Origin of the sequence: Rathayibacter sp. AY1D2 (genome assembly GCF_002932695.1) — a bacterium.
GTDB lineage: Bacteria > Actinomycetota > Actinomycetes > Actinomycetales > Microbacteriaceae > Rathayibacter.
In genome coordinates, this window is sequence record NZ_PSVX01000030.1 from 1 (window position 1) to 23,414 (window position 23,414).

The following is a 23,414-nucleotide window of genomic DNA, read 5'->3' on the forward strand; positions in this document are numbered from 1 at the left end:
CCGGTAGGTCCCGTCGGCCTGCCAGCGGAGGCCCCACGTGCCCTCCAGGCCCTCGAGGGCGGGCTTCGCGGGGAGGCGGTCGGCGAGGGTCAGGGGGTAGGTCACGTGCGGTCTCCTGGCAGTGCTGCTGGTCTGCACGAGGACGGCCCGCCCGGATCTCAGACCCCGGGCCGGGTCGCGGTACCACCTCGCTTGGACCGGTCGGCCGGTCGCTCCCGGAGGAGTGCCCGCTGACGCGTTCCCACTCGATCGGCTGTCACGGGCCGCACCCGTCCGGTTCTACTGGGCGCAGGCCGGAGCCGGCGCCGTTCTTCCGGAGACTCACCGGTGATGGCCGGGTCGAAGTCGTCCGGCGCTATCCTAGCGCGTCGGGGGAAGCGGAGCAGGAGCGGGTCATGGTGCGAGGAGTGCAGCGCGGACGGCCCCGCGCGTCGTCGCGCTCCATGCTCGAGGACGCCGCACTGGACCTCTTCGTCGAGCAGAGCTACGCGGGCACGACGATCGAGCAGATCGCTCAGCGCGCGGGCGTCTCGCGCAACACCTTCTTCAACTACTTCGAGTCCAAGAGCGACGTCTTCTGGGTCCTGGTCGACGACCGGCTGGCCGAGCTCCCGGAGGCGCTGGCCAAGACGGCGGCAGAGGCGCCGGTGATGGACGCGCTCGGCGACGCGCTGCTCGCGATCGGCTCCGGCTTCGGACCCGCGACGGTGCCGTGGGTGCTCACCCAGTCCGACATGATCGGCAGCGTCCACGAGCTGCAGGCGTCGGCCCTCGGCCGCCTCGCCCGGCAGGCGGCCGTCATCGCCCGCTTCGTGGAGGAGCGGAGCGCGCGCCCGCTGCCCTCGCACCTCTCGCGCGCCATCGCCTACGCGAGCGTCGGAGCCGCGGTGGCGGCCGTGCAGGCGTGGGCCGCGGCGGGCCCCACCCGCGGCGAGCTCGTGCCCTATCTCGACGAGGCGCTCGCGCCCGTCCGCGCCGGCTTCACCCCCGTCGTCGACTGACCCGGCTCCCGCCGCTCCGGTAGAATCGTCGCGGCCGGCGGGCGACTCGCCCCGGAGCCCCCATCCAGGCACCATCACCACCGACACGGTGCCGCCCATAGCGAACCGGAGCATCATGACCCTCGCCGACCGCCTCCCCGCGAAGCCCGCCCTCGAGGGCCTGGAGGGCACGTGGGGCCTCCGCTGGCAGGCCGACGGGACCTACCGGTTCGACCGCACCGGCCTCACCCGCGCCGACGTCTACTCGATCGACACCCCGCCGCCCACCGCGTCCGGGTCGCTGCACATCGGGCACGTCTTCTCCTACACGCACACCGACGTCGTCGCGCGGTTCCAGCGGATGCGCGGCAAGAGCGTCTTCTACCCGATGGGCTGGGACGACAACGGCCTGCCCACCGAGCGCCGCGTGCAGAACTACTACGGTGTGCGCTGCGACCCGACGCTCCCCTACGAGCCCGGCTTCACGCCTCCGTTCGAGGGCGGCGACAACAAGAGCAGCAAGGCCGCCGACCAGAAGCCGATCTCGCGCCGCAACTTCGTCGAGCTGTGCGAGCGCCTCACCGTCGAGGACGAGAAGCAGTTCGAGGACGTCTGGCGGGCCCTGGGCCTGTCCGTCGACTGGTCGCAGAGCTACCGGACCATCGGCGACGAGTCGCAGGCCGCCTCGCAGCGCGCCTTCCTCCGCAACCTCGCCCGCGGCGAGGCCTACCAGGCGCAGGCCCCGACGCTCTGGGACATCACCTTCCGGACCGCCGTCGCCCAGGCGGAGCTCGAGGACAAGGACCAGCCCGGCGCCTACCACCGCCTCGGCTTCCACCGCGAGGGCGGCGAGGACGTCTTCATCGAGACGACCCGTCCCGAGCTGCTGCCGGCCTGCGTCGCCCTCGTCGCGCACCCCGACGACGAGCGCTACCAGGCGCTGTTCGGCACCACCGTCCGCACGCCGCTCTTCGACGTCGAGGTCCCGGTGCTCGCGCACCACCTCGCGCAGAAGGACAAGGGCTCGGGCATCGCGATGATCTGCACCTTCGGCGACATCACGGACGTGGTCTGGTGGCGCGAGCTCGACCTGCCCAACCGCGCGATCATCGGCTTCGACGGTCGCCTGATCTCGGAGGCGCCCGCCGCGATCACGAGCGACGGGGGCCGCGCCGCGTACGAGCAGCTCGCCGGCAAGACCGTCTTCTCCGCGAAGCAGGCCGTCGTGGCACTGCTGAAGGAGTCCGGCGAGATGGTCGGCGACCCGCGCCCCATCACCCACCAGGTGAAGTTCTTCGAGAAGGGCGACAAGCCGCTCGAGATCGTGTCGACCCGCCAGTGGTACATCGGCAACGGCGCTCGCGACGCGGTGCTCAAGGAGCGCCTGCTGGAGCTCGGCCGCGACGTGCGCTTCGTGCCGGAGTTCATGCGCGTCCGCTACGAGAACTGGGTGAACGGCCTCTCCGGCGACTGGCTGATCTCGCGCCAGCGCTTCTTCGGCGTGCCGATCCCGGTGTGGTACCCGCTCGACGGCGACGGCAACCCCGTCTTCGACTCCCCGATCGTGCCGGACGAGGCGGCGCTGCCGGTGGATCCCTCCAGCGACCCGGCCCCCGGCTACACGGAGGACCAGCGCGGAGCGGCGGGCGGCTTCCAGGGCGAGCTCGACGTGATGGACACCTGGGCGACCTCCTCGCTGACCCCGCAGCTCGCGGGCGGCTGGGAGCGGGACGACGAGCTCTGGCAGCTGGTCGCTCCCTACGACCTGCGCCCGCAGGGCCAGGACATCATCCGCACCTGGCTCTTCTCGACCCTCCTGCGCTCGCAGCTCGAGGACGGCCGCGCCCCGTGGAGCACGGCGACCGTGTCCGGCTTCATCGTCGACCCCGACCGCAAGAAGATGTCGAAGTCGAAGGGCAACGTGGTCACTCCCGCCGCGATGCTCGAGCAGCACGGCTCGGACGCGGTCCGCTACTGGGCCGCCTCCTCGCGCCTGGGCACCGACGCGGCCTTCGACCCGCAGAACCCGACGCAGATCAAGATCGGCCGCCGACTGGCGATCAAGATCCTCAACGCGGCGAAGTTCATCCACGGCTTCCCTCTCGCCGAGGGCGCCGAGGTCACCGACTCGCTCGACCTCAGCATGCTGGCCACCCTCGACACCGTGGTCGCCGACGCGACGACGGCGCTCGAGAACTACGACCACGCCCGCGCCCTCGAGACGACGGAGGCGTTCTTCTGGACGTTCTGCGACGACTACCTGGAGCTGGTGAAGGAGCGCGCGTACAGCGAGGACGGCGCGTCCGCCGCGGCCGCCCTGCACCGGGCGCTCGACGTCCTCCAGCGCCTGTTCGCGCCGTTCCTGCCGTTCGCGACGGAGGAGACCTGGTCGTGGTCGCACGACGACTCGGTGCACCTGCGCCCCTGGCCGGCCGTCGAGGGCCTGGGCGGCGACCCCGCCGTCCTGGCCACGGCGAGCTCGGTCCTCACGGCCATCCGGCGCGCGAAGACCGATGCGAAGGCCTCGCAGAAGACGCCGGCCCGCTCCGCCCTGGTGACGGCGCCCGCCGAGCTCGTCGCGTCTCTCCGACTCGCCGCGGGAGACCTCGCGGCCGTCGGCAGGATCGCGACGCTCGACTTCGCCGAGGGCGACGCCGTCGCGGTCGGCATCGAGCTCGAGACCGAGGCGTAGCGCCGCTCCCGGGAGGCGGGAATGGTCCCGCCTCCCTCCCCACCGTCGAGAGGACCCCTCCCATGCAGCTCGGAACCCGCTGGTCGGTCGGCCAGGTGCCGCCGCAGACCCTCCCCGAGATCGTCGTCACCGCCATCGGCGACGTCGAGGGCGAGCTCACCGCGGCCGGCACGGCGACCGCCGACTGGCGCTGGACGCTCACCTGGCTCGAGGGCAGGCCCGTCCTCGAACTCGACGACGGCACGACGATCACCTACCGTCCTGACGATGATGCTGCCTACATCACGCAGCCGCAGGGCCGCGTGGAGGGCGAGGACGACGACGACTGGGGCTGACGCCCCTTCGCGGCGCGGTCGTCGAGTCCGGTGAGCGCGCGCGTCCTGCGATCCTGAGTCGGAGCCCTCTCCCCCGCTCGCGCTCTAGGCTCGCAGGATGAGCGCACCCGATCCCGTCGCCGTCCTGCTCGAGCCGAGCGGACTCCCCCACGGGCTCCCCGACTTCGCCGCCGTCGACCCCGAGGCCTACCGCCCGGCGTTCCTCGAGGCCCTCCGCCGGCACCGCGCCGAGATCGACGCGATCGCCGGCGCCTCCGAGCCGCCGACCGTCGAGAACACCCTCGTCGCCCTCGAGCGGGCGGGCCGCGAGCTGCGCCGGGTGAGCGCCGTCTTCTTCACCGTCGCCGCCTCCGACCGCACTCCGCTCACCGACGCTCTGGAGGCCGAGCTCGCTCCGCTGCTCTCGGCCCACAGCGATGCGATCAGCCTCGACCCGCGCCTGTTCGCCCGTCTCCGCGCTCTCGCCGAGCAGTCGACGGAGCTCGACCTCGACGCCGAGACGGCCTACCTCCTCGAGCGGAGGATCACCGGGTTCGAGCGCTCCGGTGCGCTCCTCGACGACGCGGGGAAGGCACGGCTCGGCGAGCTGAACGAGCAGCTGTCGACCCTGACCACGCGCTTCGAGAAGGACCTGCTCGCCGAGTCGAACGACCGGGCGGTCCTCCTCGAGGACGTCGCCGGCCTCGACGGGCTCGACGAGTCCGACGTCTCGGCCGCCGCGCGCGCCGCCGCCGACCGCGGCGTCGACGGCTGGCTGATCACCCTGCCCCTCTACTCCGGCCACCCCTGGCTCGCGCGTCTGCGCGACCGCGGCGTCCGCGAGCGCGTCCTGCGCGCCTCTGTCGGCCGCGGTGCCGAAGGCGGGCCGCACGACACCACCGCGACTCTGCAGCAGATCGTCGCGCTGCGGGCCGAGCGCGCAGCTCTGCTGGGCGCGGCCTCGCACGCCGATTTCGTGATCTCGGGCCAGACCGCGGGCTCGCCGGAGCGCGTCCTGTCGCTGCTGCGCGAGCTCGCCGCTCCCGCCGCCCGGAACGCGAGGATCGAACTCGAGCGGATGCAGGCCTCCGCCGACGCCGAGCAGGACGCCGCCGGAGCGCCGCGCTTCACGATCGAGGCGTGGGATCGCGCCTACTACGAGGAGCGCGTGCGGTCGGAGAGCTACTCCGTCGACTCCAGCGCACTGCGTCCCTTCTTCGAGCTGGAGCGGGTGCTCCGGCACGGCGTGTTCGCCGCCGCCACCGGTCTCTACGGCGTCCGCTTCTCGGAGCGGAGCGACCTGGCCGGCTACAGCGAGCACGTCCGCGTGTTCGAGGTGCACGAGGAGGACGGGACGCCGCTGGGCCTGTTCCTGCTCGATCCCTTCACCCGCGACTCGAAGCGCGGCGGGGCGTGGATGAACTCCCTGTCCAGCCGCACCTCGCTGCTCGGCGACTCCGCCGTCGTCGTGAACAACCTGAACCTGTCGGCTCCGGGCGCGGGCGAGCCCGCCCTTCTCAGCCTCGACGAGGTGGAGACGCTGTTCCACGAGTTCGGGCACGCCCTGCACGGCCTGTTCGCGAGCACGCGGTACCCGCGCTTCGCCGGTACCGCGGTGTTCCGGGACTTCGTCGAGTTCCCGAGCCAGGTGAACGAGACGTGGGTGCACCGCCCCGGGCTCCTCGCCGAGTACGCCCGCCACGTCGAGACCGGCGAGGCCCTGCCCGCGGGGACCGTCGAGCGCCTCGAGGCGTCCGCGCTGTGGGGCGAGGGCTTCGCGACGAGCGAGTACCTGGCGTCCGCCCTGCTCGACCTCGCCTGGCACTCCCTGCCGGCCCCGGTCGAGCCGCGCGACGCGGCCGCCTTCGAGCGCGACGTGCTCGACGGCGCGGGCCTCCTCCTTCCCGCCGTGCCGCCCCGCTACCGCAGCACGTACTTCGCGCACGTCTTCTCCGGCGGCTACTCCGCGGGCTACTACTCCTACATCTGGAGCGAGATCCTCGACGCGGACACGGTCGAGTGGTTCGAGGAGAACGGCGGCCTCGACCGCTCGGCGGGCGAGCGCTTCCGCCGCGGGGTGCTCGAGCTCGGCGGCTCCCGCGATCCGCTCGACGCGTACCGCGCGTTCCGCGGGCGGGATGCGCGGACCGAGCCGCTGCTCGCGCGCCGCGGCCTCCTCTAGCGGCGCCGGGGGACGAGCCAGGCGAGGAGGACGAGTCCCACGACCAGGCCCCAGAACGCCGATCCGATCCCCGCGATGGTCGTGCCGGAGGCTGTGACCAGGAGCGTCGCCGCCGCCGGCAGCCGCAGCCGCGCGTCCTCCACAGCGGCCTGCACCGCCGACACGAACACCCCCAGCAGCGCCAGACCGGCGACCGCCTCGATCAGCAGCGGGCTCGCGGAGGACACCAGCGCGGCGGCCGCTCCGGCGAACACGCCCAGCACGAGGTAGGAGGCGCCCGCCGAGACCGAGGCGACCCAGCGCTGCTCCGGCCGCGGCGAGGCCTCGGGACCCGCGGTCAGCGCGGCGCTGAGCGCGGCGTAGTTGATCGGCACGCCGCCGAAGATCGCCGAGACCCCGGAGAGAGCACCGGTCGAGACGATCCCGGGACGCGAGTGGGCCGCGAAGCCGAAGCTCGTCAGCACCGCGATGCCCGGGATGTTCTGCCCGGCCATGGTGACCACGTAGAGCGGCAGGCCGATCCCGACCATCGCTCCGATCTCGAACACCGGAGCGACGAACTGCGGCACGGGGAGCAGCGGCGCACCGGCGAGTGCCGCGCCGTCCGTCACGATCAGCAGCACGATCGCCAGGGCGATCGCGGCCGGCACCGCCCAGCGGGGCAGGAGCCGCAGGAGCAGCAGCCAGAGCAGGATCACCGGCAGCGCGAGCGCGGGGATCTCGACCGCCGCGCGCACCGGCGCCAGGACGAGCGGGAACAGGATGCCCGCGAGCATGGCGTTCGCGAGCGGCCGCGGGATGCGCGCGACGAGCCTCCCGAGCGCCGGCCACAGCCCGGTGACCACCAGCAGAGCGGAGGCGACCAGGAACGCCCCGACCGCGCGGTCGAAACCACCGGGGAGCGTCGCGGTCGCGGCCAGCAGGGCGGCTCCCGGCGTGCTCCAGGCGAAGGTCATCGGCACGCGGTAGCGGATGCTCAGCACGATGCAGAGGACCCCCTGCAGCACGCAGACCGCGAGGAGGCCCGACGCGGCCTGCGCGTCGGTGGCGCCCACCGCGACCACCCCGGCGAGCACGATCGCGAACGAGCTCGAGAAGCCGGTCAGGGCGGCGACGATCCCGGCGAGCAGCGGCTGGACGATGGCGGAGCCTCCCGGAGGATCGACCGGCACCGAGGCGACCGGACGCGCCGTCGGCGCGCTCCGCCAGGTTAGGGAAGCGGGAGCGCCTCGCCCGACGATCCGCCGGGCCAATCGCGGTGAACTGGCAGAGCGGGGCGGGGAGCGACTAGGCGCTCTTCTCCTGGCGACGGGGAGCGTGGGGGACGATCGTCGGGGCCGCGTTGTCGAGCACCGCGGCGCGGGTGACGACGACCCGAGCCACCTCGTCCGAGGAGGGCACCTCGAACATGATCGGGCCGAGCACCTCCTCGAGGATCGCGCGCAGTCCGCGGGCCCCGGTCTGGCGGAGGACCGCCAGGTCCGCGATGGCCTCGAGAGCGCCCCGGTCGAACTCGAGCTCGACGCCGTCGATCTCGAACATCCGCTGGTACTGCTTCACGAGCGCGTTGCGCGGCTCGGTGAGGATCTGCATGAGCGCGTCCTGGTCGAGCTGCGTGACCGTCGTCACGACGGGGAGACGCCCGATGAACTCGGGGATCAGCCCGAACTTGTGCAGGTCCTCCGGGAGGACCTCGCTGAAGATGTTGATCTCGTCTTCCTTGTTGTGCAGCGGGGCGCCGAAGCCGATGCCGCGCTTGCCTGCCCGCGACGAGATGATGTCCTCCAGCCCGGCGAAGGCGCCGGCGACGATGAAGAGGACGTTCGTCGTGTCGATCTGGATGAACTCCTGGTGCGGGTGCTTCCGCCCGCCCTGCGGGGGCACGGAGGCGACGGTGCCCTCGAGGATCTTGAGCAGTGCCTGCTGCACTCCCTCGCCCGAGACGTCGCGCGTGATCGAGGGGTTCTCGGCCTTCCGCGCGATCTTGTCGACCTCGTCGATGTAGATGATGCCGGTCTCGGCACGCTTGACGTCGTAGTCGGCGGCCTGGATGAGCTTGAGGAGGATGTTCTCGACGTCCTCGCCGACGTAGCCCGCCTCGGTGAGGGCCGTGGCGTCCGCGACGGCGAAGGGCACGTTGAGGCGCTTCGCGAGGGTCTGGGCGAGGTAGGTCTTCCCGCATCCCGTGGGGCCGATGAGCAGGATGTTGCTCTTGGCGATCTCGACCTCGTCGTGGATCGCGTCGGCGGCGGTGATGGTGTTGCGGGCGCGCACGCGCTTGTAGTGGTTGTACACGGCGACGGCGAGGGCCTTCTTGGCCTGCTCCTGCCCGATCACGTACTCCTCGAGGAAGCCGAAGATCTCCTTCGGCTTCGGGAGGTCGAACTCGTGGCTCGTCTCCTCGCTCGACTCGGAGAGGCGCTCCTCGATGATCTCGTTGCAGAGCTCGACGCACTCGTCGCAGATGTAGACGCCCGGTCCCGCGATGAGCTGCTGGACCTGCTTCTGGCTCTTGCCGCAGAAGGAGCACTTCAGCAGGTCGGCGCTTTCGCCAATACGTGCCACGGGGATGCCCCACTTCCTTGTCGTGCGTCTGTCGTGCGTCGGTCGGTCGTGCAACGGAGCCCGGAGCTCCGGCCGGTGCGAGCGGGACGAGCCCCCTGACACTGCTCCGAGCCTAGCCGCTGAGCCGCGAGGGCTCGGCAGGCGGGCCGGATTCGCCGTGCCTTGCGCCTCGTGTGGCGCTTTGCTACGGCGACGGAGGACGCAGAGAGGGGCCGGGCGGCGGATCGCTCCGCCACCCGGCCCCTCCCGGACGCCCTACGCCGTGAGAGCCGGCAGGCTCTTGCGGCTGGTGAGCACCTGGTCGATCAGCCCGTACTCGAGCGCGTCGCTCGCGCCGAGGATCTTGTCGCGGTCGATGTCCTTCTTGACCTGCTCGATCGAGCGGTTCGAGTGGTGCGACAGCGTCTCCTCGAGCCACTCGCGCATGCGCATGATCTCGGCGGCCTGGATCTCGATGTCCGAGGCCTGGCCCCCGCCCTGCTGCACGGCGGGCTGGTGGATGAGGATGCGCGCGTTCGGCAGCGCGAGGCGCTTGCCGGGCGTTCCCGCGGCGGTGAGCACGGCGGCGGCCGAGGCGGCCTGGCCGAGCACGACGGTCTGGATGTGCGGGCGGATGTACTGCATCGTGTCGTAGATCGCCGTCATCGCGGTGAAGGATCCACCGGGCGAGTTGATGTACATGACGATGTCGCGGTCCGGGTCCTGGCTCTCGAGCACGAGGAGCTGGGCCATGATGTCGTCCGCGGAGGCGTCGTCGACCTGGACGCCGAGGAAGATGATGCGGTCCTCGAAGAGCTTGGCGTACGGGTCCTGGCGCTTGTAGCCGTAGGCCGTGCGCTCCTCGAACGTGGGGAGGATGTAGCGCGAGGACGGTGCGGCTCCGGAGCCGAACGCCGTTCCGCCGAAGGTGGGTGTGGTCATTGTCTGTTCCTGATCTCTCGGCGCGTTCGCTGGACTACTCGTCGATGGCGGTTCCGCCACCGCCGGCCACGTCGGTCGCCGACGAGCGGATGTGGTCGACGAAGCCGTAGGCCAGGGCCTCCTCGGCGCTGAACCAGCGGTCGCGGTCGCCGTCCTCGTTGACCTGCTCGACGGTCTTGCCGGTCGCCTTGGCGGTGATCTCGGCGAGGCGCTTCTTCATGTCGAGGATGAGCTGCGCCTGGGTCTGGATGTCGGAGGCCGTGCCGCCGAAGCCGCCGTGCGGCTGGTGGAGGAGCACCCGCGCGTTCGGGGTGATGTAGCGCTTGCCCTGGGTTCCGGCGGTGAGGAGCAGCTGGCCCATGGAGGCCGCCATCCCGATGCCCACGGTCACGATGTCGTTCGGGACGAACTGCATCGTGTCGTAGATCGCCATGCCCGCGGTGATGGAGCCGCCGGGCGAGTTGATGTAGAGGTAGATGTCCCGCTCGGAGTCCTCGGCTGCCAGGAGCAGGAGCTTCGCGGCGATCTCGTTCGCGTTCTCGTCGCGCACCTCGGAACCGAGCCAGATGATCCGGTCCTTGAGCAGGCGGTCGAAAACACTGTTGGGCATAACCATGTCGGCCATGTATTGCTCCGTTTCAGTTGTCGCTTCGGAGGCGAATCTATCGGACGCCGCCAGGCCGATCCGGCCGTGTTCGCCCGGGGCGGAGCGGGAGTCGCCCGTGTTCGCCCGGGGCGGACCGGAGCCCCGCAACGAGAGGAGCCGCCCTCCGACGGATCGGGGGGCGGCTCCTGACGTGCTCGCGGGGACTACTCCGCGGCCGGGGTCTCCTCGGCGGGAGCGGCGGCCTTCTTCTTGGCCGGCGCGCGCTTCTTCTTGGGGGCCGGGGCGGGCTCCTCCTCGGCGGCGGGCTCCTCGGCGACGGGCTCGGCGGGGACCTCGGCGTCGGCGGCGGCCTGAGCCTCCTCCGCGACCTCGGTCTCGTCCGAGGCGACGGCCTCGTCGGAGGCCTCGACGGCCTCGTCGTCACCGGGGACCGCGGTGAACGCGGTCAGGTCGACGGCGTTGCCCTCGGTGTCGGTGACCTTCGCCTTGCCGAGGACGATCGCGAGCGCCTTGTTGCGGGCGACCTCGCCGACCATCTGGCCGATCTGGTTGTTCTCGGACAGGATCTTGATGAACTCGTTCGGCTCCATGCCGTACTGCGCCGCACCCTGGATGAGGTACTGCGTGAGCTCGTCCTGGCTGACCTGGACCTTCTCCTGCTCGACGACGTGGTCGAGGAGGATCTGGGTCTTGAAGGTCTTCTCGCTGGCCTCCTTGACCTCGGCGCGGTGCTCGTCGTCCTCGAGGCGGTTCTCGCCCTCGAGGTGGCGGTGCACCTCGTCCTCGACGAGACCGGCGGGCACGGGCACCTCGACGAGGGCGAGCAGCGCCTCGACGAGCTTCTCGCGGGCCTCGCCGCCCTGGCCGAAGGTCTTCTGCTGAGCGGCCTGCTCCTTGAGCGACTCGCGCAGCTCGGCGATGGTGTCGAACTCGCTGGCGATCTGCGCGAAGTCGTCGTCGGCCTCGGGGAGCTCGCGCTCCTTGACGGCGGTGAGCGCGACGGCGATCTCGGCCTGCTCGCCGGCGTGGTCGCCGCCGAGCAGCGGAGCGGTGAACGTGGTGCTCTCGCCCGCGGTGAGCGAGTCGAGCGCCTCGTCGATGCCCTCGATCAGCTCGCCCGAGCCCAGCTCGTAGGAAATGGCGTTGGCGGTGTCGACCTCGACGCCGTCGATGGAGGCGACCAGGTCGATCTGCGCGAAGTCGCCGTTCTTCGCCGGGCGGTCCACGGTGACCAGGGTGCCGAAGCGGCTGCGGAGCTTGTCCAGCTCGGCGTCGACGTCGGCGTCGGTGACCTCGGCCGCCTCGACGGTGAGCTCGATGCCGTCGTAGTCCGGGACGGTGATCTCGGGGCGCACGTCGACCTCGATGGCGAGCTCGAGGTCGCCGGTGAAGTCCTTGTCGCTCGGCCAGGCGACGATGTCGGCCTGCGGGCGGCCCAGGGGGCGGACCTCGGTCTCGCGGACGGCCTCGCGGTAGAAGCCGTCGAGGCCCTCGTTGACCGCGTGCTCGAGCACCGCGGCCTTGCCGACGCGCTGGTCGACGATGGCGGGCGGGACCTTGCCCTTGCGGAAGCCGGGGACGTTGATCTGCTCGGCGATGTGGCCGTAGGCGTGCGTGATGCTGGGGCCGAGCTCGTCCGGGGTGACCGAAATCGCGAGCTTCACGCGGGTCGGGCTCAGCTGTTCTACCGTGGTCTTCACGTGAGGGGATCTCCTGTGCTGGTTGGTGTCGGCGCCGGATGACGGTCGTCACGGGTCGATGTCGTCACGATGAGTACTCGTGGTCGGGGCGACAGGATTCGAACCTGCGACCTCCCGCTCCCAAAGCGGGCGCTCTAGCCAAGCTGAGCTACGCCCCGGATGCGCGGGCCTGGGCACCGTGCGTGAGACTCTCGTCGAGCCGTCCCCGCACGTGCGCTTGCGCGACACGCCGAAATGGCCTTCGCAAGTGTACTGCACCGCGGCAGCGGCGACCGGAACCGCACGGCGGAGGACGACCGGGGTGTCCACGGTGCTCGCGCGATGTACTACGCTGTCCTGGTGCCCGGTCGAGAGACCCGGTCGCACCGGTTCGCGGTCGTCAGACCAGCGATTCGGGGCTGTAGCTTAGTGGTAAAGCCTCTGTCTTCCAAACAGATGATGCGAGTTCGATTCTCGTCAGCCCCTCTCCTCTCGAAGAGCCCCGGACGTCCGGGGCTCTTCGTCGTTCCGGGCGTGCTCAGCCGACCGCGCCGCGGTGCTCCTCCGTCAGGACGAGGTACGTGGCGGCGTTCCGGCGGATGCCCTCGCGCTCCTCCTCCGTCAGCTCCCGCCGGACCCTCCCGGGGACGCCCGCCACCAGCGAGCCCGGCGGGACGACCGTCCCCTCGAGGACGACGGCGCCCGCGGCGATCAGCGAGCCGGTGCCGACGACGGCCCCGTTCAGGACGGTCGCGCTCATGCCGACCAGCACGTCGTCCTCGAGGGTGCAGCCGTGCAGCACGGCGTTGTGCCCGACCGAGACTCCGGCGCCGATGACCGCGTCGTAGTCGGCGTCGACGTGGACGACGACGCCGTCCTGGAGGTTGCTGCGGGCGCCGAGCTCGATCCGCGCGTGCTCGGCGCGCAGGACGGCGCCGTACCAGACGCTCGCCCGCTCCCCCAGGCGCACGGAGCCGATCACGGTGGCGCCCGGAGCGACCCACGCGGTGTCGGCGATCTCCGGGGCGCGTCCCCCGGTCAGGGCGAGGACGCGGGCGCCCTCCGCGGGACTCGACGGCATCGGGTTCTCCTCTTCTCCGGTGGTCAGCGCCCGGCGCGCAGGAAGGCGAGGACCGCCAGCACCCGCCGGTGGTCGGAGCCCGAGTCCTCGAGCCCGAGCTTCTGGAAGATCGCGGTCACGTTCTTCTCCACGGCGCCCACGCCGACGAAGAGAGCGGAGGCGATGCCCGCGTTCGTGCGCCCCTGGGCCATCTGCTCCAGCACCTCCCGCTCCCGCGGGGTCAGCGAGGCGAGCGGGTCGCGGTTGCGCTGCAGGAGCGAGGCGACGACCTGCGGGTCGAGGACGGTTCCGCCCGCCGCGACGCGCTCGACGGCGTCGCGCAGCTCCTCCACGGAGGCGACCCGGTCCTTCAGGAGGTAGCCGAGTCCGCCGTCGCCGGAGCCGAGCAGCTCCTGCGCGTAGGTGACCTCGACGTACTGGCTGAGCAGCAGGACCGACACCTGCGGGTAGCGCCGGCGGATCTCCAGCGCCCCGCGGACGCCCTCGTCGCGGAAGGTCGGCGGCATCCGGACGTCGAGCACGACGACGTCGACGCCGGCTGGGTCCCGCGCCAGATCGGCGAGCAGGGCGTCCGCGTCCCCGAAGGCGCCGACGGAGGCGAACCCCGCGTCCCCGAAGAGGCGGACCAGGCCCTCGCGCAGGAGGACCGAGTCCTCGGCGATGGCGACGCGGATCACGGGCACGCCCTCAGGATAGGACGGCCGGGCGGTAGGGGACGTGCACCCCGACCGTGGTCGGCCCGCCGACCGGCGACTCCACGCTCAGGATCCCGCGCAGGCCCCGGACGCGCCCGCCGACCCCCTCGAGACCGTGACCGGCGACCGGCGACGCCCCGCCGACTCCGTCGTCGACCACCCAGGCGTCGAGCCAGCGCTCCCCCGGAGCGCCGGAGTCGCGGGTGTCGAGGTGCACCCGCACCGATCGGGCACCGGAGTGCTTGGAGACGTTGGCGAGCAGCTCGGCGACGACGAAGTAGACGCTGCGCTCGACCTCGGGCGGCACGTCCGCCACGGGGTGCTCGGTGAGGACCTCGACCGGCACCGGGCTGAGCTCGGCGAGCGAGTGCACCGCCGCCTCGAAGCCCCGGTCCTGCAGGATCGGCGGCGCCACTCCGCGGGAGAGGGCGCGCAGCTCGTCGAGCGCGGCGCGCACGTGCTCGCGAGCCTCGTCGACCAGGCGGGCGGCGGACTCCGGGTCGGCGGCGAGTCGGTTGCGGGCCGAGGCCAGGTCCATCTGCACCCGGATCAGGCGCTGCTGCGGGCCGTCGTGGATGTCGCGCTCGAGCCGGCGCAGCGCGCGGTCCTCGGCGGCGACGGCTGCGCCGCGGGAGGCGCTCAGCTCGGCGACCTCGCGCTGGAGCGCCTCCGACTCCCACGGGCCGAGCAGGAGACGGTCGACCAGCCAGTGCAGGAGGGAGAGGCCGCGGGTGGCGAACGGCAGGGTCGAGACGAAGAGGACGGTCGTGGCGACCGTCGCCGCGGCGACCAGTCCCGCCGGAGGCTGCGGGGCGCCCAGCAGAGCTGCTCCGCTCTCGGCCAGCAGGCGGGCCGGACCGGGGGCCCCCGTGAGCGCGGCGGCCACCGTGCCCGGGCCCGCCCAGGTCCACAGCGCGAGGAGCAGTCCGGACAGCAGCGCGAGCACCGGAGCCACGACGAGCGTGTGCAGGAGAGCGAGCCAGTAGTGCCCGTCGATCACCGGACCGTAGAGGGCGAAGGTCGAGGGAGTGACGGCGGAGGGCGGTCGCCGCCACTGCGGCCGGGGGACGGCGGGCCGTCCGGCCAGCACGTCGAGGCCGACGGCGGCCCGCGAGAAGAAGCGCGCCGTGTAGAGGGCGGCGGGCAGGAACACCAGGCCGATCAGGACTCCGACGAGCCCGAGCGCGACGGCCAGCGCGACGCCGGCGCAGAAGGCGCCGAGGAGCGCGACCGGGATCGCGGCCACCAGCGCGACCACCTCCCGGGGCAGTCCGCGCCAGAGCCGGAGGTAGGCGCGCGAGGCCTCGCCGAGGGCCGTCGATGCTCCGCTCATCCGCGCCTCCTGTCCGCTCCCGCCGCCGCCGCGACCCGGTCGAGCGTACCGGCGGCACGGCTCCGGGCACCCGGGGGGAAGCCCCCGTGACGCCCCTCCGCGACCGAGGTGAGCCTGTCCTTCACCGGACTGAGCCGAGCCTGCGCTTCCTTGCGGCGCCGGGGGATCTGCGTACTGTTGACGATCAGTCACCCCCTCTCGAAAGGACCAGACGATGTCCACCACGTCCGTCACGTCGCTCACCTCGTCGAACCCGGATGTCGCATCCGGAGTCGCCCAGTTCCTCAGCCCCGTCGTCGTCGAGATGACCGCGCTCGCCGTCAACGGCAAGCAGGCGCACTGGCACGTCCGCGGCGCCAACTTCATCGGCGTCCACGAGCTGCTCGACGCGATCGTCGGCCGCGCCATCGAGTGGGCCGACCTCGCCGCGGAGCGCGTCGTCGCCCTCGGCCTCCCGGTCGACGCCCGCATCCAGACCGTCGCCTCGGAGACGCGGTCCGAACCCCTCACCCCCGGCTTCCAGCGCTCCGAGAACGCGATCGTCGAGATCATCCGCCAGATGGACGTCGCCATCGCGACCGTCAACACGGCGATCGCCGAGCTCGCCGAGATCGACTCGAGCAGCCAGGACGTCGCGATCGAGATCGGCCGCGGCCTCGAGAAGGACCGCTGGTTCCTCTTCGCCCACGTCAGCGAGAGCTGAGCACCACGCCTCGACCGGCCCGCGGATCCTCGGATCCCGCGGGCCGTCGTCGTTCCCGGGCCCGTTCGCGCGATCCGGAGCAGCCGATGTCGCGACGGGCGCGGGTCAGCCGCCGTGCGTGAAGCGGCCCGCCAGGAGGGTCGCGGCGACCGGCATGGATCGGAGGGCTCCCGCGTCGGCGGCGAGCGGATCGCGGTCGACCACCACGAGATCGGCTGGATCGCCGGCCGCGGGCCTGAGCCGGCGCACCCGGGTCGAGGCGACGATCGCCTCCTCGACGCTCACCCGCTGCTCCGGATGCCAGGGCTCGTCGCCGGGCAGCGCCCGCGCGACCGCGGCCGAGATCGCGACCCACGGGTCGAGCGGAGCGACCGGAGCGTCCGAGCCGAGCACCACGCGGGCCCCGGAGTCGAGCAGCGAGCGCAGCGGGAACGCCCGGCCGGTGCGTCCCGGCCAGTACCGCTCCGCCACCTCGCGGTCGTCGAGCGCGTGCGCGGGCTGCACTCCGGCCTCCACGCCGAGCGCGGCGAACCGCGGAAGGTCGGTCTCCGCGAGCAGCTGAGCGTGCTCGATCCGGCCCCCGCCGACCCGGCCGAGCGCGTCCAGAGCCAGCGTCGCCGCGGCGTCTCCGATCGCGTGCACGGTGGAGCGGATGCCCCCGGCGGCCGCGCGGGCGAGCAGCTCGTCCAGCTCGGCGGGCTCCACGGTGAGGACGCCGTAGCCGTCGTGGTCGGCGTACGGGTGGGCGCAGTAGGCGGTCCTCGTGTTGAGGGAGCCGTCGATCAGGACCTTGAGCGGGCCCATCCGCAGCAGGCCGTCACCGCCGTCGAGCTCGTCGCCCGTGCGCAGTCCCTCCGCGAGGGCGCGGTCGAGGTGGTCGCGGTAGACGCCGGTGTCGACGCGGAGGGAGCGGGTTCCGCCGTCGACGCGACGGGTCCAGTCCCCCGCGTTCCAGCGCATCTCGAGGTCGACGACGCCGACCACCCCGCGGGCCGCAGCCCGCCGGGCCGCCGCGTCGGCGAGCGCGTCGAGCTCGTCGTCGCCGAGGGCTCCGAGTGCGGTGACGAGCTCGAAGCAGGCGTCCTCGCGCAGCAGCTCGGGCTCGGGAGCGACGGCGTAGCGCCGGTACGCGGCGGAGTTCAGCCAGGCGCAGTGCAGGTCGCCGCTGATCAGCACGACGGGCCGCTCCGGAGAGACCTCGTCCAGGAGCGCGGTCGTCGGCGGCTCCGGCCAGAGGCCGTCGCGGAAGCCGAAGCCGATCAGCGTGCCGGTAGCGGGCTCCTCCGCCAGGCGACGTCGGACCGCGTCCGCCGTTCCGCGGGCCGAGTCCGCCGACGAGACGTCCAGGCGCGGGGCCGTCATCGCCCACTGGGAGAAGTGGACGTGCTCGTCCCAGAGGCCGGGGAGCACCCAGCGCCCGTCGAGGTCGCGCACCTCGTCGCCCGGGGCGGCGGCGGCGTCCGGTCCGACTGCTTCAACGCGGCCGTCGCGCAGGAGCACGGCACCGGGTCGGGACGAGCCGAGGAGGCGGGCGCCCCGGAGCAGGAGACCGCCGGTCATCGGGCGGCCTCGCGGAGCGCGGGGCGGACGGCTCGGCGGGCGCGGGACCGGGCCGGCGTCTCTCCACCGGCGCTCACGACTGGCACACCGGGCACCAGTAGAGCTTGCGCGCGCCGATCTCCTCGAGCAGCACGTTCGTGCCGCAGACGCGGCAGGGCAGGCCCTCGCGCTTGTAGACGTAGTTGCGCTCGGCGCGGCTGCGGACGGCTTTCGAGCGCTCGGTCTTCGTCAGGCCGCGGCGCGTGATCATCATCCCGGTCCGGATGCCGTCCTCGAGCAGGTCCGCCCAGTCCCGCCACAGCTCCTGTGCGAGCTCCAGCGGCACCTGCTTGCCGGGAGTGTGCGGGTCGAGGCCGGCGCGGTAGAGCAGCTCCGCGCGGTAGATGTTGCCGATGCCGCTGACCACGGACTGGTCCATCAGCACCAGCCCGACCGGCGTCGCCGTCCTGCGGAGCCGGTTCACGAAGCGGTCGCGCGCCTCGTCGGAGTCGTCGTCGGCCGGATCCGGACCGAGGCGGGCGAGGAGGGCCTCCACCTGGGCGGGGTCCATCACCTCGCAGGCGGTGGGGCCGCGCAGGTCGGCGACGGTCTCGTCCGTCATGATGCGCACGCGCACCGCGCCCACGGGCGGCGGCGGGAACTCGTCGAGATCGGAGTCGGTCTCGTGCTCCGTCTCGGAGAGGCGCACGGCGCGGCGACGCCGGGGAGCGCCGATGCTGCTGCCGGCCTTCCCGTCCGGGAACAGCGGCGAGACGTGCCCGAGGAAGTCCCACGCGCCGTAGAGGCCGAGGTGGACGTGCAGCGTCAGGTCGCCCTCGAAGCGCAGCAGCAGGTGCTTGCCGACGGCCGTGGACTCGAGGACCTCGCGCCCGTCGAGGAGCGCGGCTCCCTCGGTGAAGCGGCCCTGGGGGCTGCTGGTCGCGACGCGGTGCCCGACGACGTCGCGCTCGAACTGCAGGGCGATCCGGTGGACGGAGTGCCCCTCGGGCACTCAGCGCTCCTTCGCGGCGGAGTCGACGACCCGGCCGGCGATGTCGCCGGTGGCCTCGTACTCGGCGAGCTGCGCGATGCGGCGCACGTGCCGCTCCTCGAAGGTGAAGGGCTCGGCGACGAACGCGTCGATGAAGCCGGTGGCCTCCTCGACGGAGTGCTGGCGGGCCCCGATCGAGATGACGTTCGCGTCGTTGTGCTGGCGTGCCAGCACGGCGGTGCTCAGGTTCCACACGAGCGCCGCGCGCACGCCCGCGACCTTGTTCGCCGCGATCTGCTCGCCGTTGCCCGAGCCGCCGAAGACGACGCCGAGGGCCTCGACCCCCGCCTCCTGATCGCGGACGACCGCGGCGGCGGCGTTGATGCAGAAGGACGGGTAGTCGTCCAGCGGGTCGTAGGACGTGGGGCCGTGGTCGATCACGTCGTGACCGGCGGCGCCGAGGTGCTCGATCAGGTGACGGCTGAAGTCCAGCCCTGCGTGGTCCGTGGCGATGTGGATGCGCACGAGAGAACTCCTTCGGAAGAGCCGTCTGGGGCCCGCGGTGCCCGGGCCGGGAGCCAGAGTACCGCGGGTCGGCTCAGTCGAACTGCGGGTCGCGGGTCCGCGAGCGCTTGAGCTCGAAGAAGCCGTCGAAGGAGGCGGCGGCGACGATGCCGTCCCAGAGGGTCAGCGCCTGCTCGCCCCTCGGGATCGGCGAGATGACGGGGCCGAAGAAGGCGACGTCGCCGATCGCGATCACCGGAGTGCCGACGTCCTGGCCGACCCGCTCGATCCCGTCGAAGTGGGAGGCGCGCATCGGCTCGTCGTACTCGCCCGAGTCGGCGTGGGCGGCGAGCTCCGCAGGCAGGCCGAGCTCGGCCAGCGACTCGGCGATCACCGCGTCGACGTCGGTGCGCCCCCCCGGATGGATCCGGGTGCCGAGCGCGTCGTAGAGCGGCTTCACGTGCTCGCGGCCCTCGCGCTCGGCGACGGCGGCCACCAGGCGCGTGTAGCGCAGCGCGCGCGGGAGGAAGGCGCGGTACGAGTCGTCCACGTCCTTGTCCTCGTTGAGGACGGCGAGGCTCATGATGTGCCACTGCACGTCGAGGTCGCGCGCGGGGGTCACCTCGTCCACGAATCGCGAGGTCATCCAGGCCCACGGGCAGGAGGGGTCGAACCAGAAGTCCACAGAGGTCATGGGGACACGCTACGCCGCTCGCCGGGGCCGCGTCCGCGGTCCCCGGCGGCTCCGCAGGATCGGCGCCGCGGGGCTCCACGGCGGGTCCCGGCAGCTCTAGGGTGGACCGGCGGCGCCCGCACCCCGGCGCCCGCGGCAGCGCCCGAGACGAACGGATGGAGCACCCCCGTGCCAGGAGACAACCTCACCCGGAGCGAGGCGCAGGAGCGCGCCTCGCTGATCCAGGTGCACGACTACGACATCGCCCTCGACCTGACCCGGGGAGCCGAGACCTTCCTCAGCACGACCACGGTGCGCTTCTCCGCCACCGAGGGCGCCTCGAGCTTCATCGACGCCGTCACGGGCACGGTCCACTCCGTCACCCTCAACGGCGCGGAGCTCGACCCCGCCGACGTCGCCGACGGCGTCCGGATCCGCCTCGACTCCCTGGCCGCGGACAACGAGCTCACCGTCGTCGCCGACGCGCTCTACACCAACACGGGCGAGGGCCTGCACCGCTTCGTCGACCCCGTCGACGGCGAGGTGTACCTGTACTCGCAGTTCGAGGTGCCCGACTCCCGCCGCGTCTTCGCGGTGTTCGAGCAGCCGGACCTCAAGGCCGAGTTCCGCTTCACCGTCACCGCGCCGGCGCAGTGGCAGGTCGTGTCGAACCAGCCCACTCCCGAGCCGGTCCCGGCGGGCGAGGGGATCGCGACCTGGAGCTTCGAGCCCACCCCGCGCATCTCCTCCTACATCACGGCCCTCGTCGCCGGACCCTACGTGGTCGAGACCGACTCGCTCGTCTCCTCCGACGGCCGCACCATCCCGCTGGGGGTCTTCGCGCGGGCCTCGCTCGCGCCGTTCCTCGACGCCGACTACGTGTTCGAGAAGACGAAGCAGGGCTTCGCCTTCTACGAGGAGAAGTTCGGCGTCCCGTACCCGTTCGCGAAGTACGACCAGCTGTTCGTCCCCGAGTTCAACGCCGGCGCGATGGAGAACGCGGGAGCGGTGACCTTCACCGAGACCTACGTGTTCCGCTCCAAGGTGACGGACGCGATCAAAGAGCGCCGGGTCGTCACGATCCTCCACGAGCTCGCCCACATGTGGTTCGGCGACCTGGTCACGATGAAGTGGTGGAATGACCTCTGGCTCAACGAGTCGTTCGCCGAGTACGCCTCCACCCTCGCCACCGCGGAGGCGACGGAGTGGACCGAGGCGTGGACCACCTTCGCCGCGATGGAGAAGAGCTGGGCCTACCGCCAGGACCAGCTGCCCTCGACCCACCCGATCGTCGCGACCATCAACGACCTCGAGGACGTCCAGGTCAACTTCGACGGCATCACCTACGCCAAGGGCGCCTCGGTGCTCAAGCAGCTCGTCGCGTGGGTCGGCGAGAAGGAGTTCCTCGCCGGCGTCCACGAGTACTTCGTCAAGCACGCCTTCTCGAACACGGAGCTGCGCGACCTGCTGGTCGAGCTGGAGGCCACCAGCGGGCGCGACCTCACCGAGTGGTCGGCGCAGTGGCTCGAGACGGCCGGCGTGAACACGCTCCGCCCCGAGATCGCGGTCGACGAGAGCGGAGCGATCGCGTCCTTCGCGATCCTGCAGACCGCGGTCGAGGAGTACCCGACGATCCGCCCGCACCGCCTGGCGATCGGCCTGTACGACTTCGAGGGCGAGCGCCTCGTCCGCGTCGACCGCCTCGAGCTGGACGTCGACGGGGAGCGCACCGAGGTGCCCGAGCTGATCGGCCGCACCCGTCCGGCGCTCGTGCTGCTCAACGACGACGACCTCGCCTACGCGAAGGTCCGCCTCGACGACGCCTCGCTCGCCGTGGCCGTCGAGCACCTCGCGAGCATCGACAGCCCCCTGGCCCGCTCGCTGGTCTGGGGCTCGGTCTGGGACTCGACCCGCGACGCCGAGTCGGCGCCGCGCGACTTCGTCCGCCTCGTCCTGGGCAACGTCGCGACCGAGACCGAGTCCACGACCCTGCGGACGGTGCTCAACCAGCTCGTCGCCACAGCCACCCAGTACGTCGCTCCGGAGTACCGGGCCGAGGTCGTCGAGGAGGCGGGCGATCAGCTGTGGACGCTCGCGCAGAGCGCCGAGCCGGGCAGCGACGCGCAGTTCCAGTTCGTGAAGTTCTTCGCCGCGATCGCGTCCACCCCTGCGCACCTCGAGGCCGTGCAGGCGCTGCTCGACGGCTCCACCGCTCTCGACGGCCTCGACATCGACACCGACCTCGGCTGGGAGCTGCTGATCGCTCTCGTCGCCGGCGGGCGGGCCGGTGCGGACGACATCGACGCGGCGCTCGCCTCGGACAACACGGCGACCGGCCAGCAGTCGGCCGCGCACGCCCGTGCCGCACTGCCGACCGCGGAGGCGAAGCGCGCGGCGTGGGACTCCGTCACGGCCGACGACTCGGCACCGAACACGATCGTCCGCTCGACGGGCCTGGGCTTCCAGCGCGCCGCCGACCCGCGCCTGCTCGACGCGATGGTCCCGGTCTACTTCGACGCTCTCCGCTCCCTCTGGGAGTCGAAGAGCTACAAGATCGCCGAGTACCTGGTCGTCGGCTTCTACCCGGCCGCCACGCCCTCGCAGGAGATCGTCGACGCCACCCGCGCCTGGCTCGACGCGAACCCGGAGGTCCCGGCGCTGCGCCGACTCGTGATCGAGAACCTGGCGGGCGTGGAGCGTGCGCTCCGCGCCCAGGAGCGCGACACCCGGGCCTGACAGCGAGCCGCCCGGTCCCCCGGCGCTCGGCGCTGCGGGACCGGGCGGCTCTCCCCGCTCCCGGCGCCTAGCGCTGCGGGACCGAGCGGCGCTCCGGCCCGTCATAGGCGGACAGCGGCCGGATGAGTGCGTTCGAGCCCCGCTGCTCGATCACGTGGGCCGTCCAGCCCACCACCCGCGCGGCGACGAACAGCGGAGTGAAGATCCCGGTGTCGAAGCCCATCAGCCGGTAGGCGGGGCCGGACGGGTAGTCGAGGTTCGGCAGGATCCCCGTCCGCTCGGCCATCGCCGCGGCCAGGGCGTCGTACAGCTCCATCATCTCGCCGGCCCCCTCGTGCTCGGCGAGCCGCCGGAGAGCGGCGTCCATGGTCGGCACCCGCGAGTCGCCCGACTTGTAGACCCGGTGGCCGAACCCCATGACCTTCCGGCGCTGTCCGAGAGCCTCGGCGAGCCACTCGCGGGACCGCCGGTCCGCCTCCGGTCCGGTGCCGACCTCGTCGAGCACGTGCAGCACGGCCTCGTTCGCCCCGCCGTGGAGCGGTCCCTTGAGCGCTCCGACAGCGGCGGTCACGGCGGAGTGGACGTCCGACAGCGTCGACGTCACGACGCGGGCCGTGAAGGTTGAGGCGTTGAAGGAGTGCTCGGCGTAGAGCACCAGCGAGACGCGGAACGCGTCGACGACGACCGGCTCCGGCACCTCGCCGAAGGTCGTCCAGAGGAAGTTCTCGGAGTAGTCGAGGTCGTCGCGCGGCTCGATCGGCTCGAGGCCGCGCAGGCGGCGCTGGGCGTAGGCGACGATCGCCGGCAGTGCCGCCCAGAGCCGCACGGAGCGCTCCAGCACGGCCTCGGGAGCGTCGGCGTCCGGATCCTCCTCGAGCGCGCCCAGGACGCTCACCGCCGTCCGCACCACGTCCATCGGGTGCGCCGACAGAGGCAGCAGGTCGATCACGGTGCGCACCTCGGGGGCCAGGGCGCGGTGGGCCCGCTCCACGGCGGCCAGCCCGGCCGTCTCCTCCGCAGTGGGGAGCTCGCCGTGCCAGAGCAGCCAGGCCACGTCCTCGAACGAGGTCCCCGCCGCGAGCTCCTGCACGGGGTAGCCGCGGTAGAGCAGCGAGTTCGACGCCGGGTCGACCTTCGAGACGGCCGTCGTGTCGACGACGACCCCCACGAGTCCCTTGCGGATGTCCTGATCGGTCGTGCTCATCCTTCGCTCCTTCGC

19 protein-coding genes and 2 tRNA genes are annotated in these 23,414 nt (G+C 72.3%); 7 read left to right on the forward strand and 14 right to left on the reverse strand.

Annotation, left to right across the window (positions count from 1 at the left end; all coding sequences use genetic code 11):
- The first annotated feature begins 395 nt into the window (after nt 1-395).
- From C5D04_RS09355 to C5D04_RS09370, 4 genes are all read left to right on the forward strand, one after another.
- The gene (locus C5D04_RS09355; RefSeq protein ID WP_104347631.1) at nt 396-1,001 is read left to right on the forward strand and encodes a TetR/AcrR family transcriptional regulator; all 606 of its coding nucleotides are present in this window, start codon (nt 396-398) and stop codon (nt 999-1,001) included.
- 115 nt (nt 1,002-1,116) lie between these two features.
- A complete protein-coding gene (gene valS / locus C5D04_RS09360; protein WP_104347632.1) occupies nt 1,117-3,672 on the forward strand; it encodes a valine--tRNA ligase in 2,556 nt (851 codons plus the stop codon).
- Between the two features lie 62 nt (nt 3,673-3,734).
- Nucleotides 3,735-4,007, forward strand: coding sequence for a hypothetical protein (locus tag C5D04_RS09365; RefSeq protein ID WP_104257386.1), 273 nt, complete (start codon nt 3,735-3,737; stop codon nt 4,005-4,007).
- Nucleotides 4,008-4,104: 97 nt separating this feature from the next.
- Nucleotides 4,105-6,168, forward strand: a complete 2,064-nt coding sequence (locus C5D04_RS09370) for a M3 family metallopeptidase (protein ID WP_104292155.1) — start codon at nt 4,105-4,107, stop codon at nt 6,166-6,168.
- On the opposite strand, the gene C5D04_RS09375 is transcribed toward C5D04_RS09370, so the two are convergent.
- From C5D04_RS09375 to C5D04_RS09400, 6 genes are all read right to left on the reverse strand, one after another.
- Complete coding sequence (locus C5D04_RS09375) at nt 6,165-7,340, reverse strand: benzoate/H(+) symporter BenE family transporter (protein ID WP_104292156.1); 1,176 nt, start codon at nt 7,338-7,340, stop codon at nt 6,165-6,167. The genes C5D04_RS09370 and C5D04_RS09375 overlap by 4 nt on opposite strands.
- Before the next feature lie 115 nt (nt 7,341-7,455).
- Nucleotides 7,456-8,733, reverse strand: coding sequence for an ATP-dependent Clp protease ATP-binding subunit ClpX (clpX, locus tag C5D04_RS09380; RefSeq protein WP_104247278.1), 1,278 nt, complete (start codon nt 8,731-8,733; stop codon nt 7,456-7,458).
- Nucleotides 8,734-8,988: 255 nt separating this feature from the next.
- Nucleotides 8,989-9,654 carry an ATP-dependent Clp protease proteolytic subunit gene (locus C5D04_RS09385; protein WP_068253282.1) on the reverse strand — a complete coding sequence of 222 codons (666 nt, stop codon included), beginning with the start codon at nt 9,652-9,654 and terminating at the stop codon, nt 8,989-8,991.
- 34 nt (nt 9,655-9,688) lie between these two features.
- Nucleotides 9,689-10,279, reverse strand: a complete 591-nt coding sequence (locus C5D04_RS09390; protein WP_097165884.1) for an ATP-dependent Clp protease proteolytic subunit — start codon at nt 10,277-10,279, stop codon at nt 9,689-9,691.
- 185 nt (nt 10,280-10,464) lie between these two features.
- Complete coding sequence (gene tig / locus C5D04_RS09395) at nt 10,465-11,961, reverse strand: trigger factor (RefSeq protein ID WP_104347633.1); 1,497 nt, start codon at nt 11,959-11,961, stop codon at nt 10,465-10,467.
- Nucleotides 11,962-12,041: 80 nt separating this feature from the next.
- A tRNA-Pro gene (locus C5D04_RS09400) sits at nt 12,042-12,119 on the reverse strand.
- A gap of 236 nt (nt 12,120-12,355) precedes the next feature.
- Between C5D04_RS09400 and C5D04_RS09405 the strand changes: the two genes are divergently transcribed.
- Nucleotides 12,356-12,426, forward strand: a tRNA-Gly gene (locus tag C5D04_RS09405).
- 52 nt (nt 12,427-12,478) lie between these two features.
- On the opposite strand, the gene C5D04_RS09410 is transcribed toward C5D04_RS09405, so the two are convergent.
- The 3 genes from C5D04_RS09410 to C5D04_RS09420 are packed head-to-tail and all read right to left on the reverse strand — an operon-like array spanning nt 12,479 to nt 15,049.
- Complete coding sequence (locus C5D04_RS09410; RefSeq protein ID WP_104347634.1) at nt 12,479-13,021, reverse strand: gamma carbonic anhydrase family protein; 543 nt, start codon at nt 13,019-13,021, stop codon at nt 12,479-12,481.
- A gap of 23 nt (nt 13,022-13,044) precedes the next feature.
- Nucleotides 13,045-13,704: a response regulator transcription factor gene (locus C5D04_RS09415; protein ID WP_104347635.1), complete on the reverse strand. Its 660-nt coding sequence runs from the start codon at nt 13,702-13,704 to the stop codon at nt 13,045-13,047.
- 4 nt (nt 13,705-13,708) lie between these two features.
- A complete protein-coding gene (locus tag C5D04_RS09420; protein WP_181137692.1) occupies nt 13,709-15,049 on the reverse strand; it encodes a histidine kinase in 1,341 nt (446 codons plus the stop codon).
- A 214-nt stretch (nt 15,050-15,263) separates the two neighbouring features.
- Here C5D04_RS09420 and C5D04_RS09425 point away from each other — a divergent pair, with 214 nt between their 5' ends.
- Nucleotides 15,264-15,752 (forward strand): Dps family protein, encoded by a 489-nt coding sequence (locus C5D04_RS09425; protein WP_104347636.1) that lies wholly within the window; start codon nt 15,264-15,266, stop codon nt 15,750-15,752.
- Between the two features lie 105 nt (nt 15,753-15,857).
- Here the strand turns inward: C5D04_RS09425 and C5D04_RS09430 are convergent, their stop codons facing one another.
- The 4 genes from C5D04_RS09430 to C5D04_RS09445 all read right to left on the reverse strand — a co-directional run bounded on the left by C5D04_RS09430 (nt 15,858) and on the right by C5D04_RS09445 (nt 19,480).
- Nucleotides 15,858-17,312, reverse strand: coding sequence for an amidohydrolase (locus C5D04_RS09430; protein WP_104347637.1), 1,455 nt, complete (start codon nt 17,310-17,312; stop codon nt 15,858-15,860).
- A gap of 73 nt (nt 17,313-17,385) precedes the next feature.
- Complete coding sequence (locus C5D04_RS09435) at nt 17,386-18,303, reverse strand: Fpg/Nei family DNA glycosylase (RefSeq protein ID WP_104254926.1); 918 nt, start codon at nt 18,301-18,303, stop codon at nt 17,386-17,388.
- A complete protein-coding gene (locus C5D04_RS09440) occupies nt 18,304-18,807 on the reverse strand; it encodes a ribose-5-phosphate isomerase (RefSeq protein WP_104223700.1) in 504 nt (167 codons plus the stop codon).
- 73 nt (nt 18,808-18,880) lie between these two features.
- On the reverse strand, nt 18,881-19,480 hold the full coding sequence (locus C5D04_RS09445) for a DsbA family protein (protein ID WP_104347638.1): 600 nt from the start codon (nt 19,478-19,480) through the stop codon (nt 18,881-18,883).
- Nucleotides 19,481-19,648: 168 nt separating this feature from the next.
- Here C5D04_RS09445 and pepN point away from each other — a divergent pair, with 168 nt between their 5' ends.
- Nucleotides 19,649-22,195 carry an aminopeptidase N gene (pepN, locus tag C5D04_RS09450; RefSeq protein WP_104347639.1) on the forward strand — a complete coding sequence of 849 codons (2,547 nt, stop codon included), beginning with the start codon at nt 19,649-19,651 and terminating at the stop codon, nt 22,193-22,195.
- 67 nt (nt 22,196-22,262) lie between these two features.
- Here the strand turns inward: pepN and C5D04_RS09455 are convergent, their stop codons facing one another.
- Entirely contained in the window at nt 22,263-23,399 is a 1,137-nt protein-coding gene (locus C5D04_RS09455) for a bifunctional 2-methylcitrate synthase/citrate synthase (protein WP_104267232.1), read from the reverse strand.
- Between the last annotated feature and the right edge of the window lie 15 nt (nt 23,400-23,414).

What these genes read in the sequence shown, in the direction of transcription:
- C5D04_RS09370 (WP_104292155.1), top strand. Translation starts at nt 4,105, where the DNA reads ATGAGCGCACCCGATCCCGTCGCCGTCCTGCTCGAGCCGAGCGGACTC.
- C5D04_RS09455 (WP_104267232.1), bottom strand. Translation starts at nt 23,399, where the DNA reads ATGAGCACGACCGATCAGGACATCCGCAAGGGACTCGTGGGGGTCGTC.
- C5D04_RS09430 (WP_104347637.1), bottom strand. Translation starts at nt 17,312, where the DNA reads ATGACCGGCGGTCTCCTGCTCCGGGGCGCCCGCCTCCTCGGCTCGTCC.
- C5D04_RS09390 (WP_097165884.1), bottom strand. Translation starts at nt 10,279, where the DNA reads ATGGCCGACATGGTTATGCCCAACAGTGTTTTCGACCGCCTGCTCAAG.
- C5D04_RS09355 (WP_104347631.1), top strand. Translation starts at nt 396, where the DNA reads ATGGTGCGAGGAGTGCAGCGCGGACGGCCCCGCGCGTCGTCGCGCTCC.
- C5D04_RS09445 (WP_104347638.1), bottom strand. Translation starts at nt 19,480, where the DNA reads ATGACCTCTGTGGACTTCTGGTTCGACCCCTCCTGCCCGTGGGCCTGG.
- C5D04_RS09365 (WP_104257386.1), top strand. Translation starts at nt 3,735, where the DNA reads ATGCAGCTCGGAACCCGCTGGTCGGTCGGCCAGGTGCCGCCGCAGACC.
- valS (WP_104347632.1), top strand. Translation starts at nt 1,117, where the DNA reads ATGACCCTCGCCGACCGCCTCCCCGCGAAGCCCGCCCTCGAGGGCCTG.
- C5D04_RS09425 (WP_104347636.1), top strand. Translation starts at nt 15,264, where the DNA reads ATGTCCACCACGTCCGTCACGTCGCTCACCTCGTCGAACCCGGATGTC.
- C5D04_RS09385 (WP_068253282.1), bottom strand. Translation starts at nt 9,654, where the DNA reads ATGACCACACCCACCTTCGGCGGAACGGCGTTCGGCTCCGGAGCCGCA.
- C5D04_RS09420 (WP_181137692.1), bottom strand. Translation starts at nt 15,049, where the DNA reads ATGAGCGGAGCATCGACGGCCCTCGGCGAGGCCTCGCGCGCCTACCTC.
- C5D04_RS09410 (WP_104347634.1), bottom strand. Translation starts at nt 13,021, where the DNA reads ATGCCGTCGAGTCCCGCGGAGGGCGCCCGCGTCCTCGCCCTGACCGGG.